Annotated in this window: 9 protein-coding genes and 2 pseudogenes; 6 read left to right on the top strand and 5 right to left on the bottom strand. The window is 45.3% G+C overall.

Features of this window, described 5'->3' with window-relative positions:
* Positions 1 to 170 precede the first annotated feature (170 nt).
* A pseudogene (locus BM278_RS11940) lies at positions 171 to 4,641 on the bottom strand (glutamate synthase-related protein).
* Positions 4,642 to 4,891: 250 nt separating this feature from the next.
* The gene (locus BM278_RS11935) at positions 4,892 to 6,187 is read right to left on the bottom strand and encodes a glutamate-1-semialdehyde 2,1-aminomutase (protein ID WP_090949991.1); all 1,296 of its coding nucleotides are present in this window, start codon (positions 6,185 to 6,187) and stop codon (positions 4,892 to 4,894) included.
* 111 nt (positions 6,188 to 6,298) lie between these two features.
* Here BM278_RS11935 and BM278_RS11930 point away from each other — a divergent pair, with 111 nt between their 5' ends.
* The 5 genes and pseudogenes from BM278_RS11930 (at position 6,299) to BM278_RS11910 (ending at position 11,786) form a co-directional block, all read left to right on the top strand.
* A complete protein-coding gene (locus BM278_RS11930; RefSeq protein ID WP_090949989.1) occupies positions 6,299 to 7,303 on the top strand; it encodes an ABC transporter ATP-binding protein in 1,005 nt (334 codons plus the stop codon).
* Entirely contained in the window at positions 7,296 to 8,087 is a 792-nt protein-coding gene (locus tag BM278_RS11925; protein WP_090949987.1) for an ABC transporter permease, read from the top strand. Before BM278_RS11930 ends, BM278_RS11925 begins: the two co-directional genes overlap by 8 nt.
* Before the next feature lie 3 nt (positions 8,088 to 8,090).
* On the top strand, positions 8,091 to 8,876 hold the full coding sequence (locus BM278_RS11920) for an ABC transporter permease (protein WP_090949985.1): 786 nt from the start codon (positions 8,091 to 8,093) through the stop codon (positions 8,874 to 8,876).
* Between the two features lie 269 nt (positions 8,877 to 9,145).
* Complete coding sequence (locus BM278_RS11915; RefSeq protein WP_090949983.1) at positions 9,146 to 10,105, top strand: L-lactate dehydrogenase; 960 nt, start codon at positions 9,146 to 9,148, stop codon at positions 10,103 to 10,105.
* Between the two features lie 38 nt (positions 10,106 to 10,143).
* A pseudogene (locus BM278_RS11910) lies at positions 10,144 to 11,786 on the top strand (L-lactate permease).
* Between the two features lie 82 nt (positions 11,787 to 11,868).
* On the opposite strand, the gene BM278_RS11905 reads toward BM278_RS11910, so the two are convergent.
* From BM278_RS11905 to BM278_RS11895, 3 genes are all read right to left on the bottom strand, one after another.
* Positions 11,869 to 13,791 carry an FtsX-like permease family protein gene (locus tag BM278_RS11905; protein WP_090949981.1) on the bottom strand — a complete coding sequence of 641 codons (1,923 nt, stop codon included), beginning with the start codon at positions 13,789 to 13,791 and terminating at the stop codon, positions 11,869 to 11,871.
* Positions 13,763 to 14,542 carry an ABC transporter ATP-binding protein gene (locus BM278_RS11900; RefSeq protein ID WP_090949979.1) on the bottom strand — a complete coding sequence of 260 codons (780 nt, stop codon included), beginning with the start codon at positions 14,540 to 14,542 and terminating at the stop codon, positions 13,763 to 13,765. Before BM278_RS11900 ends, BM278_RS11905 begins: the two co-directional genes overlap by 29 nt.
* A 91-nt stretch (positions 14,543 to 14,633) precedes the next feature.
* Positions 14,634 to 15,110 carry an ATP-binding protein gene (locus BM278_RS11895; RefSeq protein ID WP_244151153.1) on the bottom strand — a complete coding sequence of 159 codons (477 nt, stop codon included), beginning with the start codon at positions 15,108 to 15,110 and terminating at the stop codon, positions 14,634 to 14,636.
* A 49-nt stretch (positions 15,111 to 15,159) separates the two neighbouring features.
* Between BM278_RS11895 and BM278_RS11890 the strand changes: the two genes are divergently transcribed.
* Positions 15,160 to 15,375: DUF4277 domain-containing protein (locus tag BM278_RS11890; protein ID WP_143093443.1), on the top strand; the 216-nt coding region annotated here is incomplete at its 3' end.

Below are 15,375 nucleotides of genomic sequence, written 5' to 3'. Positions count from 1 at the left end.
AGAATGTTTTGAATTTTTCAAGGGGAGATCACGCCGCGAGATGTATGGATGACGTTATTATGCAATAATGATGGCGGGATGTTCAAGAGCTAGCAGTGTTGCATTTATCTTTTTAACGAAGAAGTTCATTAGATGTGAAAAAGGTATTCCGCACTGGCGGAATACCTTTTTTATTCTGTGGAAATCGAAGGATCGGCTTGTTCTTTCAACGGGATGACTTGGAAGAAATGATCTTCCGGCTTTTCAAGAAGCGGCTGCAATGATTGCGCTTCTTCGTGATGGCCGTGCTCTTTCAGCAGTTCAATGTATTTCGATAGCAGTTCTTGTACATCCGTTTTTCCGCGCTCGTTCAATGGTTCAAGGCGTACTTGCGCCCCTTTCGCGATGCGACGTTCCAATGCCGCTTTCGTCAACCCCATTTCCGGTTGGTGACGCAAGTAAACGACTCCACCTGTCATTCCAGCGCAAATCCATGGACCTGGGTCGCCAAGGACGAGACCGCGGCCATTCGTCATATATTCAAAGGCGAATCCTTTAATGTTCGCGCGCGCACCGATATTTCCGCGTTCTTTTTCCGGAATCGGCGTCGCCACTTGACCACCGATAATCATATCAGCACCGGACAGGCGAATGCCCGCGCGCGCGTCTGCGTTTCCTTGCGCGATCAGCAAGCCTTTTTGCGCTCCGTATCCGAAGCCTTTGCCAACAGAACCATTATAAAACTTTCCGTCTTTTCCTTTTGCTTTGAAAATGAAGATGCCGCCGCCAAACGCTGTTTTTCCGACACCGTCTTGTCCGCCGCCGTCAACATGGATATGAATGCCATAAGTGTTGTAAGCACCGAGTCCATTTCCAGGAATCGAGCCGTTTTTATAACGCAATGTGACATCTGGCAATTTTTTGTATGATCCGTCGAGACGACCGCGCACGCGATGACAAGAAACACGGCTGCCGAGAACGCGTTGTTCCGCTGTGACGGTCGTAAATTCACGGGAACGATGCAAATCTTCCACATAGTAATCAAGGTATTCCGCCCCGGCAGCAACGAGCAACGATGGTTCTTCTGCGCTTGCGGCTGCTTCTTTTTGTGCGAGCTGCTCCACTTCAAGCACTTCGAGCAGATTGGACAAATCCATTTGGCGGAGTCCTCTTGTTTGTTCCAATAAGTCAGAGCGTCCGACGATATCTTGCAGGCGAGTAAAACCAAGGGAAGCTGTTAACGCTTTTAGTTCATTTCCGAACGCAGTGAATAAGTTGACTAATCCTTGTACCGCGGCATCAAATTGCCGAGGCACAAAGCGGCGCAATCCGTGTTCTTTTGCCTGCGCTACCGATTCGATTTGGGTCGCGATTCCGACATGGCACGTATCTAAATGGCAGCCGCGGCACGTCGTACAGCCGATTGCGATCATCGAGAGCGTCCCGAAGCCGATGCGGTTGGCCCCGAGCAGCATCACTTTGAGAACGTCAAGCGCGCTTTTTATGCCGCCGTCCGCCCAAATTTCGACTTTGTTCCGCAAACCGGCTTCAAGAAGGGCGTTATGGGCGGCTTTTACGCCGATTTCAACAGGAAGCCCGACATGTTGCAGCGCATGAACGCGCGCGGCTCCCGTTCCGCCGTCAAACCCGCTTAGCGTAATGATGTCCGCTCCCGCTTTGGCGATGCCGACGGCAATCGTTCCGATGTTTGGCACGACCGGAACTTTGACGGCGACTTTTGCTTTGTCATTCGCTGTTTTCAGTTCAACGATCATTTGCGCTAAATCCTCGATCGAATAAATGTCATGGTTATTGGATGGTGAGATTAAGTCAGAGCCGATGGTCGCGTTGCGCGCTTCGGCGATTTTTGCCGTCACTTTTGAACCTGGCAAGTGGCCGCCTTCCCCCGGTTTTGCCCCTTGACCGATTTTAATTTCCAAGAGGTTCGAAGAGTTCAAAAGCTCTGCGTTCACTCCAAAACGGCCGGATGCAATCTGCTGGCCGCGCGTGCGCGGATATTTGCCGAGCATATCTTTAATTTCGCCGCCTTCGCCGTTAAGGCTGACCATGTTCAAACGTTCTGCCGCTTCCGCATAAGCGCGGAACGCCACTTCATTTTGCGAACCGAACGACATCGAAGCGATGACGAACGGCAAGCTATGTTCGCCGACGCTAATGTCGACTTTTTCGACCGGAACTTGCTTTTCCGCTTTTTTGATATCTAACAAATGACGAATCGTTGTCGGCGTTTCAGTTTCGAGTTCGTTTAACTTTTCCCGATAATTGTCGTACGCTCCCGTTTGCGCGACTTCGCCAATCGCCTTCCAAATGCGCGGAAAGAGGTGGAACGTTTTCCGCAACTTGGCGTTTTCATCCGCGTAATCTTCCGCGCGGGCGATCGCGTCTTGTTTTAGCGCTTCGCAGTCGTATTGCAATGAATCAGAGCCAAAGAAATTGACGATGTTTAATACATCGGCGATTTCATCATGCAGGCCAATCGATGAGAAGAGGCGGCTATATCCGCGCAATTCGTGAATGCCAATCGTCGAAATCACTTTTTCTAATCCTTTGTTGAGCGCTTTAAACAGATTGATAATCGGCGTGATCGTCTCTTCCGACGCAACCGTAGCAAACATAAGATACGGGCTGATCGCATTTGCCCCTAATCCATAGGCGACAACGAGATCATGAAGGGAACGGATCGCACCGGAACGAAGCAAAACGGAGCAATCGCGGCGCAAACCTTGTTTCGCTAATGCTTGATCGACGGCCGATGTGATGAGAAGCGGATCGATCCATAAATTTCCGTTTTGATGTGCTTTTGCGTCATCGATGACAAGCAAGGTTTTGCCGGAGCGAACCGCCTCGCAGGCTTCGTTAGAAAGGCGTTGTAGCGCCTGCGGGATGGTTTCTTCTGCCGTGAACGTCGCCGACAGGATGTGCGCTAATTGTTTTTTTTTGGAACGAATGAACCACTTGGTCGTACGAAGGATGATGCAATTGTGGCGCGCAGTCGTTTCCGATTTTTCCCTCGATGAGAATCGGCGAGCTAAGCTCAATAACATACGACGCTTCTGTTTCAGCTATAAGAGACGGACGTTTTCCAATTACGGTTCTTGTTGAAAAATGTTCCATCTCGCGGTCGCGGTCAATCGCCGGGTTCGTGACAACGGCGACGCTTTCTTTAATAAAGTCCGCAAGGTTTTTGCGATTCGGGTCCATCGCGGCAAGCGGCGCGTCATGGCCTAAAGAGCGAATCGGTTCCACTCCTTTTTCCGCCATTTGTTCTAAAAGCTGAATGTGTTCTCTGTCCCAGCCGAACGCGGCATATTGCCCGTTATGCACTTTTGTCGGCGCGAAAGCAAACACGTGATTTTCCAGTTTCGGAACATCGAGGCGCTTTCGGAAATTTGTAATGTCAAACCGTTTCGAAAAACGGGTGTATACTTCTTCTTGGAATTGTTCGTATTCCAACACTTGAATGACGTCGCCGGACCATGTTAAGCCGATTTTTTCGCCAGGTGCGAGCGGTTTTGGCTCACCGGTATATTCGCTCGCTGGAATGATTCCCGGCTCTGATGTGAAAACAAATCGTTTTTCTGTTTCCAGTTTCCAAAGCGGGCGCAATCCGAGCGCATCGACGCTGAAAACTGCTTCGTCTGCATGTCGAGAAATAATCGCCGCAGGTCCTTGGGCGAAATGCCCCCATGCTTCGCGGATGTACGTATACAAGTCTTGAAGATGCTCCGGATATGCTTTTATTTCATTCACAATCGGCGGGAACAATATGTCCATCGCCTCAAATAAGCTATAGCCATAGCGGCAAATAAGCGTTTCTATCGTACGGCTCAAATCTTGGGAATCGCTTCCACCGTTTGTCAATGGAACGCCAATCATCGCTGCTTCATCGCGAAGCTTTGCAATCGTGTTGATTTCGCCGTTATGCGCTAACACGCTAAACGGCTGAACACGAAAAAAGTTGGAAAGTGTATTCGTTGAGTAACGGTTATGTCCTAACGTCATTGTTGATGCGATAAACGGATGTGCCAAGTCATGATAATATTTTGGCAAAATATCGCCGGCTCCCATCACTTTATACACAACGTGAAAATTGCTTAAGGAGGCGACATGGACATTTTCGTTTTTCTCGATTTCAATAAGCAGATCAAACAACCGTTTTGAAAGCTGAACATTGTCATTCGGCAGCAGTGCGACTTGCCAAAATGCCGGTTCTTGCCGAAGCGCGATTGGACCTAGCGCATTGGAAGAAGTTACGCGGTCAGATTCAAAAATCAATAAAAATCCCGACTTTTTAAACAATTGTTTGATTTGGGACTTTATATGATCGACATCGGCGGACCGGTTAATGAAAAGATGGCCGACGGTAAAACTTTCGTCGTTTGCTATTTCCGGGTTTTGTCCGACGTTTGCGAGCTTTTCCATCCAAAGCTTTTTAGGAATATCCATGTGAATGCCGACGCCGTCTCCTTCGCCGTTAATAAATCCAGCGCGGTGATTCATTTTGACAAGGGCGTCAATGCATGCCATAATGTTTTCTCGGGTTGGGATCCGTCGTTTTTCGATGGCGGCGACGATGCCGCAAGCGTCATGTTCCGCCTGATGGAAGTTTTTAAAAAGGTTAGGATTCCAACGTTGCTTCATACGTAAGTGGCGCCAAAGCGGGAAAACTCCTGCTTTTCGCCATTCACCTCCCGTGTTTAATAAACATAAGCAGCCATTTCCGGTCTTAATTTTCAGAATTTATAACCTATCATACCATGCTTGCATATGCAAATCAATTATTTATTCATTTTTTTGGATATCGTATTCACCAGTGCTATAGCGTTCTGTAAGCGTTTTCAATTATTAAACAACAATCCCAAGAGAGATTCCTCTTGGGATTGTTGCATAATTATTCGCTCGCTAATTGTCTAAATGCATTTTCCACCGCTTTGAGCGTATATTCAACGTCTTCTTCCGTATGGGCAAGCGTAACAAACCATGCTTCATATTTGGAAGGAGCGAGGTTGACCCCTTGGTTTAACATGAGCTTAAAGAATTTCGCAAACATTTCGCCGTCGCTTCGTTGCGCTTGTTCGTAGTTTTCCACTTTTTCTGTCGTGAAGTAGACGGTGAATGCGCCTTTCAAACGGTTGATCGTTACAGGAATGCCATATTTGTTTGCGTGAAGAAGTATGCCTTCTTCGAGCATCGCGCCGAGCTTATCAAGATGTTCGTACACGCCGTCTTGCTTCAGTACTTCAAGGCAGGCGATGCCGGCAAGTATCGACGCCGGATTTCCAGCCATCGTTCCTGCTTGGTATGCCGGACCGAGCGGCGCGACTTGTTCCATAATGTCTTGGCGACCGCCGTATGCACCGATTGGGAGACCGCCGCCAATAATTTTTCCAAGTGCGGTTAAATCCGGTTCAATTCCTAATAAATTTTGCGCTCCGCCATACATAAAGCGGAATGCGGTAATCACTTCATCGTAAATGACGAGCGCCCCGGCTTGATGGGCGATTTCATTGATCGCTTCTAAAAAGCCCGGCTTTGGTGTGACGATGCCAAAGTTGCCGACGATCGGTTCGACAAGCACGGCGGCGACTTTGTCTCCCCATACGTCCATCGCTTGTTTGAATGATTCGACATCGTTGTACGGAACGGTGATGACTTCTTGGGCGATGCTTTTTGGCACGCCTGCGGAATCCGGGGTTCCTAACGTTGACGGGCCGGAGCCGGCAGCGACAAGGACAAGGTCGGAATGCCCGTGGTAGCAGCCGGCGAATTTGACGATTTTATCGCGGCCGGTATAGGCGCGCGCGACGCGAATCGTCGTCATGACCGCTTCTGTCCCTGAGTTGACGAAACGCACTTTTTCTAAAGATGGAATCGCTTCTTTTAACATTTTCGCGAACGTAATTTCATGCGGCGTTGGCGTGCCGTAAAGAACGCCCGTTTCCGCGGCGCGCTGAATCGCTTTCGTAATGTGCGGATGAGCGTGCCCCGCAATAATCGGTCCGTACGCCGCCAAGTAATCGATATATTTATTGCCATCGACGTCCCAAAAATAAGCGCCTTGCGCGCGTTCCATCACAACCGGCGCCCCGCCGCCGACCGCTTTATACGAGCGGGACGGGCTGTTGACGCCGCCGACGATATGCTGCAATGCTTCTTGATACAGTTGTTCGGATTTTGTGAATTTCATGTTTAAAGCCTCCTACCATTTCGTTGCCGACTTTTATTTTAACATAATGCATAACATTTGTTTCATCGTTTCACTTCGGATAAACTATTGCCTATGTGGAGGGAATGCAACATGAATGCCATTGAAGTAGAAAACTTGCGAAAAGAATTTAAATCATATTCAAGCCGCTCTGGCTTAATTGGAGCGTTTCGCGATTTGTTTACGAGAAACTATAAAATCATCCGCGCTGTCAACGATATTTCATTTACTGTAAAACAAGGGGAAATGGTTGGCTATATCGGCGAAAACGGTGCGGGAAAATCGACGACGATTAAAATGCTTACAGGAATTTTAACGCCGACATCCGGAAAAGTGATCGTCAACGGCATGAATCCGCATAAGGAGAGGGAAGCGTTCGTGCGGACGATCGGCGTCGTATTTGGACAGCGCTCGCAACTTTGGTGGGATATCGCCGTCCAAGAGTCGTTTCGGTTGTTGAAAAAGGTGTACCGTGTATCGGACGAAGACTACAAGGAACATATGGATCATGTGATTGAAACGCTCGATATCGGCCCGCTGTTGGACAAGCCGGTGCGCAAGCTCTCCCTTGGACAGCGGATGCGCTGCGAACTGGCAGCAGCGCTGATTCACAACCCGCCGCTTTTATTTTTAGATGAACCGACGATTGGGCTGGATGTGCTTGTGAAACTGAAAATTCGCCAGTTTTTAAAAGAAATCAATGAAAAATACAACACGACGATTTTATTGACGACCCACGATATTTCTGACATTGAAGCGCTATGTGAACGCGTCATTATGCTTGATGAAGGAAAAATCATTTACGATGGCTCACTGCAAAAGCTGAAAGAAAATTGGGGAGAAGGAAAACAAATCCAATTTACGTTCGCAAACGAAATGACGTTAGACATTTTAAAAGAGCTGACGGACGGCTTGCAAGTAACATGGAAAAAAGGAGAACAGGCAAACGTCTGGACAGCACACGCACCTTCCGCGCTATTGCCGGAAGTGATCAGCCGCGTTGTCGCTCGCTATTCGATTCAAGATATGAACATTAACGAAATTTCTACAGAAGAAATCATCCGCAACATCTACGAAGAAGGTGTTGTGCATGGATAAATATATGGAGATGATCCGCATCCGTTTTTTAATGATGCTGGCGTACCGAACAAACTATTACACCGGCATTCTTATTTACGCCATTAATATCGCGGCGTACTATTTTCTTTGGTCGGCGATCTACGGTGGAAAACAGACGATGCAGGGCATGTCGATGGAGCAAATGACGATATATGTCGCCATCTCATGGATGGCGCGGGCGTTTTATTTCAATAATATCGACCGTGAAATCGCCATGGAGATTCGCGAAGGACAAGTGGCGACCGAACTCATCCGCCCTTACAGCTATCTCGGCATGAAAACGATGCAAGGATTGGGAGAAGGAATTTTTCGCTTATTGTTTCTTTCGCTTCCGGGATTGTTCCTTGTCGCTTTATTTTTGCCGCTTCGTTTTCCAACCGATGTGCATACATGGATGTTTTTCATATTATCGATTGCCTTTAGTTTCATTATTAATTCAGAGTTGAATTTGCTTGCGGGAATTGTGACATTTTTTACCCTCAACAATGAAGGGTTGCTGCGGGCAAAGCGCTTTATAATCGACTTGTTTTCCGGGCTTATTTTGCCAATTAGCTTTTACCCGGACTGGGCACAAGCGGTGATGAAATACTTTCCGTTTCAAGGGATCAGCTATATTCCAAGCATGATCGTGACAGAAAGTTTCCGTGGGCAAGCAATCATCGATGGACTTTTATTTCAGTTTGTATGGTGTGTGCTGTTGCTCATCCCGATTCGGCTGTTATGGCGGGCAGCGAAAAAACAGCTTGTCGTTCAAGGAGGGTGAGTTGTGTTTTACGTATCGGTCTTTTTTCAATATATGGCGCAATACATGAAAACAAAGTTGCAATATCGCGCCGATTTGCTTGTCGAGTTCGTGTCTGATTTGATGTCACAGGCTGTCAACCTTGTTTTTCTTCTCGTTGTGTTTGGGCATACGTCGCTATTGCACGGCTGGACGCGCGATGAAATTTTGTTTATTTACGGCTTTTTCCTAGTACCATATGCGGTGTTCGGAGCGTTTTTTAACATTTGGGATTTTAACGAACGCTATATTGTGCGCGGAGAAATGGACCGCGTGTTGACGCGTCCAGTGCACAGCTTGTTTCAAGTCATTCTTGAGCGCATGGAGTTGGAGTCGCTTCTTGGTGGAGTCACCGGCATGATCATTATGGTGTATGCGGGTGCGCGCTTACATCTTTCACTGCATTGGTATGATATTTTTTTGTTTATTTTGTTTGTGCTAGGTGGCGCGCTTATTTATGCGGGAGTATTTGTGGCATTGGCGACGATCAGCTTTTGGTCCGACGCTCGCACATCCATCATGCCGATGATGTACAACATCAGCAATTACGGGCGCTATCCGATTGATATTTATCATCGCGTCATCCGCTATATTTTAACGTGGATTTTGCCGTTTGCGTTCGTTGGCGTATATCCGGCTTCGTATTTTCTCGGCAAAAAAGAATGGTACGGATATGCGTTTTTAACTCCGATTATGGGTGTTATCTTTTTTGCCATTGCCGTATTTTTGTGGAATGCGGGAGTAAAACGATATCGCGGTGCGGGAAATTAAAAAGAGGGAGATCTGGAAGGAAGTAAGGATCAACCCTCTTATTTTTTATAAAAGTGAGTATATGTAGTATGTATCGCGGAGAATATAATGACAGAGCTTTTTTGGGATTATTTGCTGTATATTATGGTGAATCGGGCGTGGCGATATAACTGTTAACAAAAAAGACAAATTTCTCTTGTAGTTGATACTTGATAAAAATTGTGAAATGACGCACAATATAATTGTGAATAAATTCACAAACTGACTTTAGGAAAGGATGACAGACAGCGATGAAAAAACAATGCATGAATCGAGTGGCAGTTATCGGGACAGGATTTGTTGGGTCCAGTTATGCATTTGCCCTGATGAACCAAGGAATAGCTGATGAATTAGTGCTAATTGATGTAAATAAAGAGAAGGCGAAAGGCGACGTGATGGACTTAAATCATGGAAAAGTATTTGCGCCGAAGCCGATGAATATATGGCATGGAGATTATCAAGATTGTCAAGATGCCGATTTAGTGGTGATTTGCGCAGGAGCAAACCAAAAGCCAGGAGAAACAAGATTGGATCTTGTTGACAAAAACATTAATATCTTTAAAACAATTGTCGATTCTGTCATGAAATCAGGTTTTGATGGTGTTTTTCTTGTTGCCACGAATCCGGTGGACATTTTAACGTATGCTACTTGGAAGTTTAGCGGTTTGCCGAAAGAGCGGGTGATCGGCTCGGGAACAATTCTTGATACGGCAAGATTCCGCTTTTTGCTAAGCGAATACTTTCAAGTGGCGCCAACGAATGTACATGCGTACATTATCGGAGAGCATGGGGATACGGAGCTGCCTGTTTGGAGCCACGCGGAAATTGGGAGCATTCCAGTTGAGCAAATATTGGCGCAAAATAATAACTACAAAAAAGAAGATTTGGAAAACATTTTTATTAATGTTCGTGACGCGGCATATCAAATCATTGAGAAAAAAGGCGCAACATATTACGGCATTGCGATGGGGCTAGTCCGTATTACGCGCGCTATTTTGCACAATGAAAATGCGATACTTACCGTTTCTGCTTATCTGGACGGTCAATATAATGAGAAAAACGTTTATATCGGTGTACCTGCTGTTATCAACCGAAACGGTATTCGCGAAGTAATGGAATTGAAGCTAAATGAAACAGAACAACAGCAATTTCATCATAGCGTCACCGTATTAAAAGACATTCTTTCCCGTCATTTTGATGAAGTAAAGTAATAAATACTGACTTCGAATAACAACAAGGTGAGATCATCATGTGGATGCAACATTATGACCCTTTTCATAACGCATATCTTTCTGCGTTCGTTGCAGCGCTCCCCATTATTCTGTTTTTATTATGTTTAACGTTGTTTAAGATGAAGGGAGTAAAAGCTGCTTTTGAGTAAAAGCTGCTTTTCTTACTCTTTGTTTTGGATTAGTGACAGCCGTTTTGTTTTTTCATATGCCGATTTCAAAGGCGATCGCTGCTTCCATCTATGGAATCGCGAACGGTTTGTGGCCGATTGGTTATATTGTGATCATGGCTGTCTGGCTATATAAAATTGCTGTGAAAACGGGGAAATTTGATATTATCCGCGGGAGTATCGCAAACATTTCGGAGGATCAGCGGCTTCAACTGCTGCTCATCGGTTTTAGCTTTAACGCTTTTTTAGAAGGAGCGGCAGGATTCGGTGTTCCGATCGCTATTTCTGCCGCTTTGCTTGCTGAACTAGGATTTCATCCATTAAAAGCAGCTGCTCTTTGCTTAATTGCCAATGCTGCATCTGGCGCATTTGGAGCGATTGGAATTCCGGTGATTGTCGGAGCGCAAATGGGAGATTTATCTCCGATTGCGCTATCCCGTACACTCGCTTGGATTTTGCCGTTTATTACGTTTCTCATTCCGTTCTTATTAGTGTTTATTTTAGATAAATGGAAAGGAATTAAAGAAACATTGCCCGCTCTTTTAGTGGTAAGCGGAAGTTATACTATCGTACAAACATTGACAATCATTGTATTTGGTCCGGAATTGGCCAACGTTTTAGCGGCACTTGTCAGCATGGGGGCATTGGCTCTTTTCTTGAGAAAATGGCAGCCGTCACATATATATCGTGTTAATCAGGATGGAGAAGTCGTGGAAAAATCTCCATACAGCTTGAAAGAAATCATCAGCGCGTGGTCTCCTTTTTATATTTTAACGGTAATCGTTATTATATGGAGCCTGCCGGGTTTTAAAGCGCTGTTTGCTGAGGGAGGAGCGCTGCATAAAACGACGCTTTTGTTTAAAGTGCCATTTTTGCATGGCGAAGTCGTAAAAACTCCTCCAGTGGCGCCGACCCAGACTGCATTAGATGCAATATTCAAGCTAGATCTTGTGTCGGCAACGGGCACAGCGATTTTATTAGCGGCGCTGTTGACAGTGATGTTCAGCAAAAACATGGCGCTGGCTGAGGGAATACAAAGCTTAAAAGAAACGGGTAAAGAGCTGTTTATTCCTGTATTGACTATTTGTTTGATCATGGGGTTTGCCAACTTAGCCAACTATGCAGGTTTATCCTCTACGATCGGTTTAGCATTAGCGAAGACAGGAGATGCATTTCCGTTCGTTTCCCCGTTATTAGGATGGCTCGGTGTGTTTATAACGGGATCTGTCGTAAGCAACAATGCTTTATTTGGCCATTTGCAAGTGGTTACAGGTTCTCAAATAGGGACAAGTTCTTCGTTATTGCTTGCTGCCAATACTAGCGGGGGAGTGATGGGAAAACTCATCTCTCCGCAATCTATCGCGATTGCAACCGCTGCAGTGCAAGAAACTGGTAAAGAATCTAACTTGTTTAAAATGACGATTTATTATAGCTTGATTCTGCTGTTGTTTGTAGGAGTATGGACATACGTTCTTTCGGTCGTTGGAATTTAGAGCATTATTGTTTGAAGTACTGTGTATAAACGAAAAATGCGGCCTTTTTCCGATGGATGCATCGGGAAAAGGCCGCTGTAATTTACATTACTTGCTCCACCTTTTTCGTATAAAGCGAACGAATCAAGAAATAGTAACAAAGTTGAACAACGAAAAAGAGGATAATGACAAGCACGCTTGTCTTGACAACGGAGCCGGACACCATGTTTTGCAGCATTTTAAACGCAAATCCAGCATGGACGGTAGCAACGGCAAACGGAATGAAAAAGAGAATCGCTACTTGCTTCGCCGCAATTTGTTTCATCTCTTTTAATGTTAAACCGAGTTTGGATAACGCTTCGTATTGCTTGCCGTCCTGTTCCAAATCATTATACAACTTAAAATATAAAATGCTGTCGGCCGCCAAAAAGAAGAGGAGACTGACGAAAAAGCCGATGAATAGCATTAAGGAAAAAATTTTCTTCATCTCGTAAAAAAATTCAAAACGATTAGTAAAATCAACGTCGTCATCTGCTTTTAAGGAGCGGTTTAATTTCTTGATGATTGACGCTTCTTTTTCCCAATTTTCGTATGATGCGCCGAAGTAATATTGAATCGCTTCTTTCGCAGCAAATTGACGCATTGTCGCAAAGACATGATTGGGAACGATGAGCATGTGTCCAGCGAATGCAGTAGGATTGATGACCGGCTGGTAAATCGGTTTTGTCAATGAAACGGTTATCGTTTTATCGCTATGTTGAGCGGCAAGCGTAATTTGTTTTCCTCGAATTGGCTCGTAGCCTTTATCAGGTGTAGGATACATATACGCTGCTGTATTTGCTGGCAATGATATATGCGGCTGGCCGGCCAAATCCGCGAATCGGTTGTAATCGGTTACGCGCATAAGCACAAGATGTTGCATGGCCTGATCGTTAGGTTTCTTAGGGTTATATGCGCGGATGAAAGCGGCCTTATGACTTTTGAAAGGAATACGCTCATCGCGAAAAGTGTTTTTTAGTATTTGCAATTTGTTGTCAAAAGCTTTCGGTTCTTTTTTTGAGATAAGCGAAATCGCATGCGGAAACCGCGCTTCTGCTTCCGCTTTTTTGCCAAAATAAAGGTTGGCAAGCACCCCGGTAGAAGTAAAGGTCACTGCTGTTAAAATCGTCACCATGCTTAAAATTCTCGCGTTGTCTTTCAGTTTATATGTCAGTTCCGCGGCGGTAATTAAGTTCGTGCCGCGATAATAGGAGCGTTTCCGTTTTTTATAGTATCGCAACAGCCCGATGCTCGCTTGCGTATATAGAAAATACGTTCCAATAATGACGAGCAATAGAATTGGCAGGACGCGTTTCATCATTTGCACGATGTTGGAAGTATAGGCTAAATAATATCCAATCGCCAGACAGATAACCGCAAGCAGCGAAAGCCAGATCGAGTAGACAGGCGGTTTTTTCGGTTTTTTCGCCGATATTAATAAATCAATAATTTGCGAAGAGCGGATCGTGATAAGCGTGATGATCGTAATCGCTTCAAATGTCGCGAGAAACACGGCCGCGGTAGAGGCGATCGCTTTCCAATGAATATAGTAAGATAGCGGCGATGGCAAATCTAAAATGATGGAAAACATCATGAAAAAGATTTTTGTCAATAAAGCGCCAAACCCCATTCCCGTTATAATCGAAAGCAGGGCGATGATCGAATTTTCAATCACGATTAATTTATTCAGCTGACCGCGCGTAATACCAAATAACGTCAGCAATCCAAAATCTTTTTTACGCAATTTTAAAAACGAACTTGTCGAATAAAAAATGAAAAATACGGAAAAGAGAAAGACGATGACTTCGGCAGCAAAGATTCCTTTTCGCACCGATGGCCGAATCGTTCCATTCACTACATCAGGATGGAAAATAAATGCAGCGTACATAAAAAAGATAGTGACGGCGAAAGCGCTGCTCAAAAAATAGGCGGCATATCGGCTGAAGCTGCGTCTCACATTATGAAGGGCGAACTGTCGAAATGTCATTAACGTTCCCTCCTAATAGCGAGAGCATGTCGAGAATATCTTGAAAAAACGCCTGCCGGTTATGTCCTTTGCGTATCTCAGTAAACCATTTGCCGTCTTTGATGAAAATGATGCGCTCGCAGTAACTCGCTGCAAATGGATCGTGCGTTACCATCATGATGGAGACGTTCTTTTCCTGATGCAATGCTGTTAATGTTTCCATCACATCTTTTGAAGATTTCGAATCAAGATTCCCGGTCGGCTCATCGGCAAAAATGAGCAGCGGTTCATGAATGATCGCTCGTGCAATTGCGGCGCGCTGCTGCTGTCCGCCTGAGACTTCGTACGTCCGCTTGTCGAGAATTCCTTCGATGCCTAAAGTGGCAGCGACCGTTTGCAATCGCTGTTCCATTTCTTTAACGGGAATTTTGTCCAATGTAAGTGGAAGAATGATATTTTCCCCAATGGTTAACGTGTCTAGCAAGTTGAAGTCTTGAAATACAAAGCCGAGCTTCCGTCTGCGAAACAAAGCAAGTTCTTTTTTTGAAAGACGTGATAGATTTTTTCCTTCTACCAACACTTCTCCCGTAGTCGGCTGATCAATGGTTGCTAAAATATTAAGCAAGGTTGTTTTTCCGCTTCCGGACGGTCCCATGACCCCAACAAATTCCCCTTTTTCGATCGATAGACTGAAATCGTCTAATGCCCGATGTGCGACCGACTGGCTAGAACGATATATTTTCGTAATCGAGTTTGCTTGCAAGATCGTCATAAAAACCCTCCTCTTTATGTTTCTACTGTTGATTATACGGAGGGAAATCGCATGAACATATCGATTTTCCTTACAATGTTTACTTGTTTTCTTACATTTTTGTCACATTGTAAAACGTGATCGTGACGGTCGTTCCTTTTCCTTCTTCAGAGGAAATGGCAATTCCGTGACCGAGATGGTCAACAATTTGTTTGACAAGGTACAACCCCATTCCAGTGGATTCGCGAAATCGGCGCCCATTCATACCAGTGAAAAAAGGTTCAAATACGCGTCCGATATCTTGCTTTGGAATGCCGACCCCAAAATCTCGGACGGATAAAAACACTTCATTTTCACGTTGAACGGCAGAAAGCACGATTTGGTTGCCAACGTTTTTTGAATATTTGATGGCATTGGTGACAATTTGGCTAAGAGCGAACTGAAGCCATTTTGGATCCGTTTCTACGAAAATCGTTTCCGGAATTTCGACGATGGGATGAATGCGATTACGAATAAACGAGCGTTTGTAATGTTGAATCTCACATTTCGCACCCTCCCAACGAAAATCGGGAGGATTTTTTGTGTCCATCGTCGAATGAATCCTTGACATACAAGGAAAGTGAAGGAGTTTTTCTCTCATGAACGTTCAAGTCAAAAAGGTCTATCGCAATTATTATTTGAATATAATAAGTGCCCTATTCAAGAAACTGGGCCTGCCCCAATTGATTGACCATCTCGTTCCCGTTGATCCACAGTGCCAGACTCGAGTCAGCGATGCCGTTCAGGCCATCATCTACAATATGTTTGACGGCCGGCAAGCCCTCGTTCACGTGGAACGATGGGCTCAGGAGATC

This window comes from Parageobacillus thermantarcticus, from assembly GCF_900111865.1.
Classification (GTDB): domain Bacteria; phylum Bacillota; class Bacilli; order Bacillales; family Anoxybacillaceae; genus Parageobacillus; species Parageobacillus thermantarcticus.
This window is presented reverse-complemented; position numbering and strand designations above follow the sequence as displayed.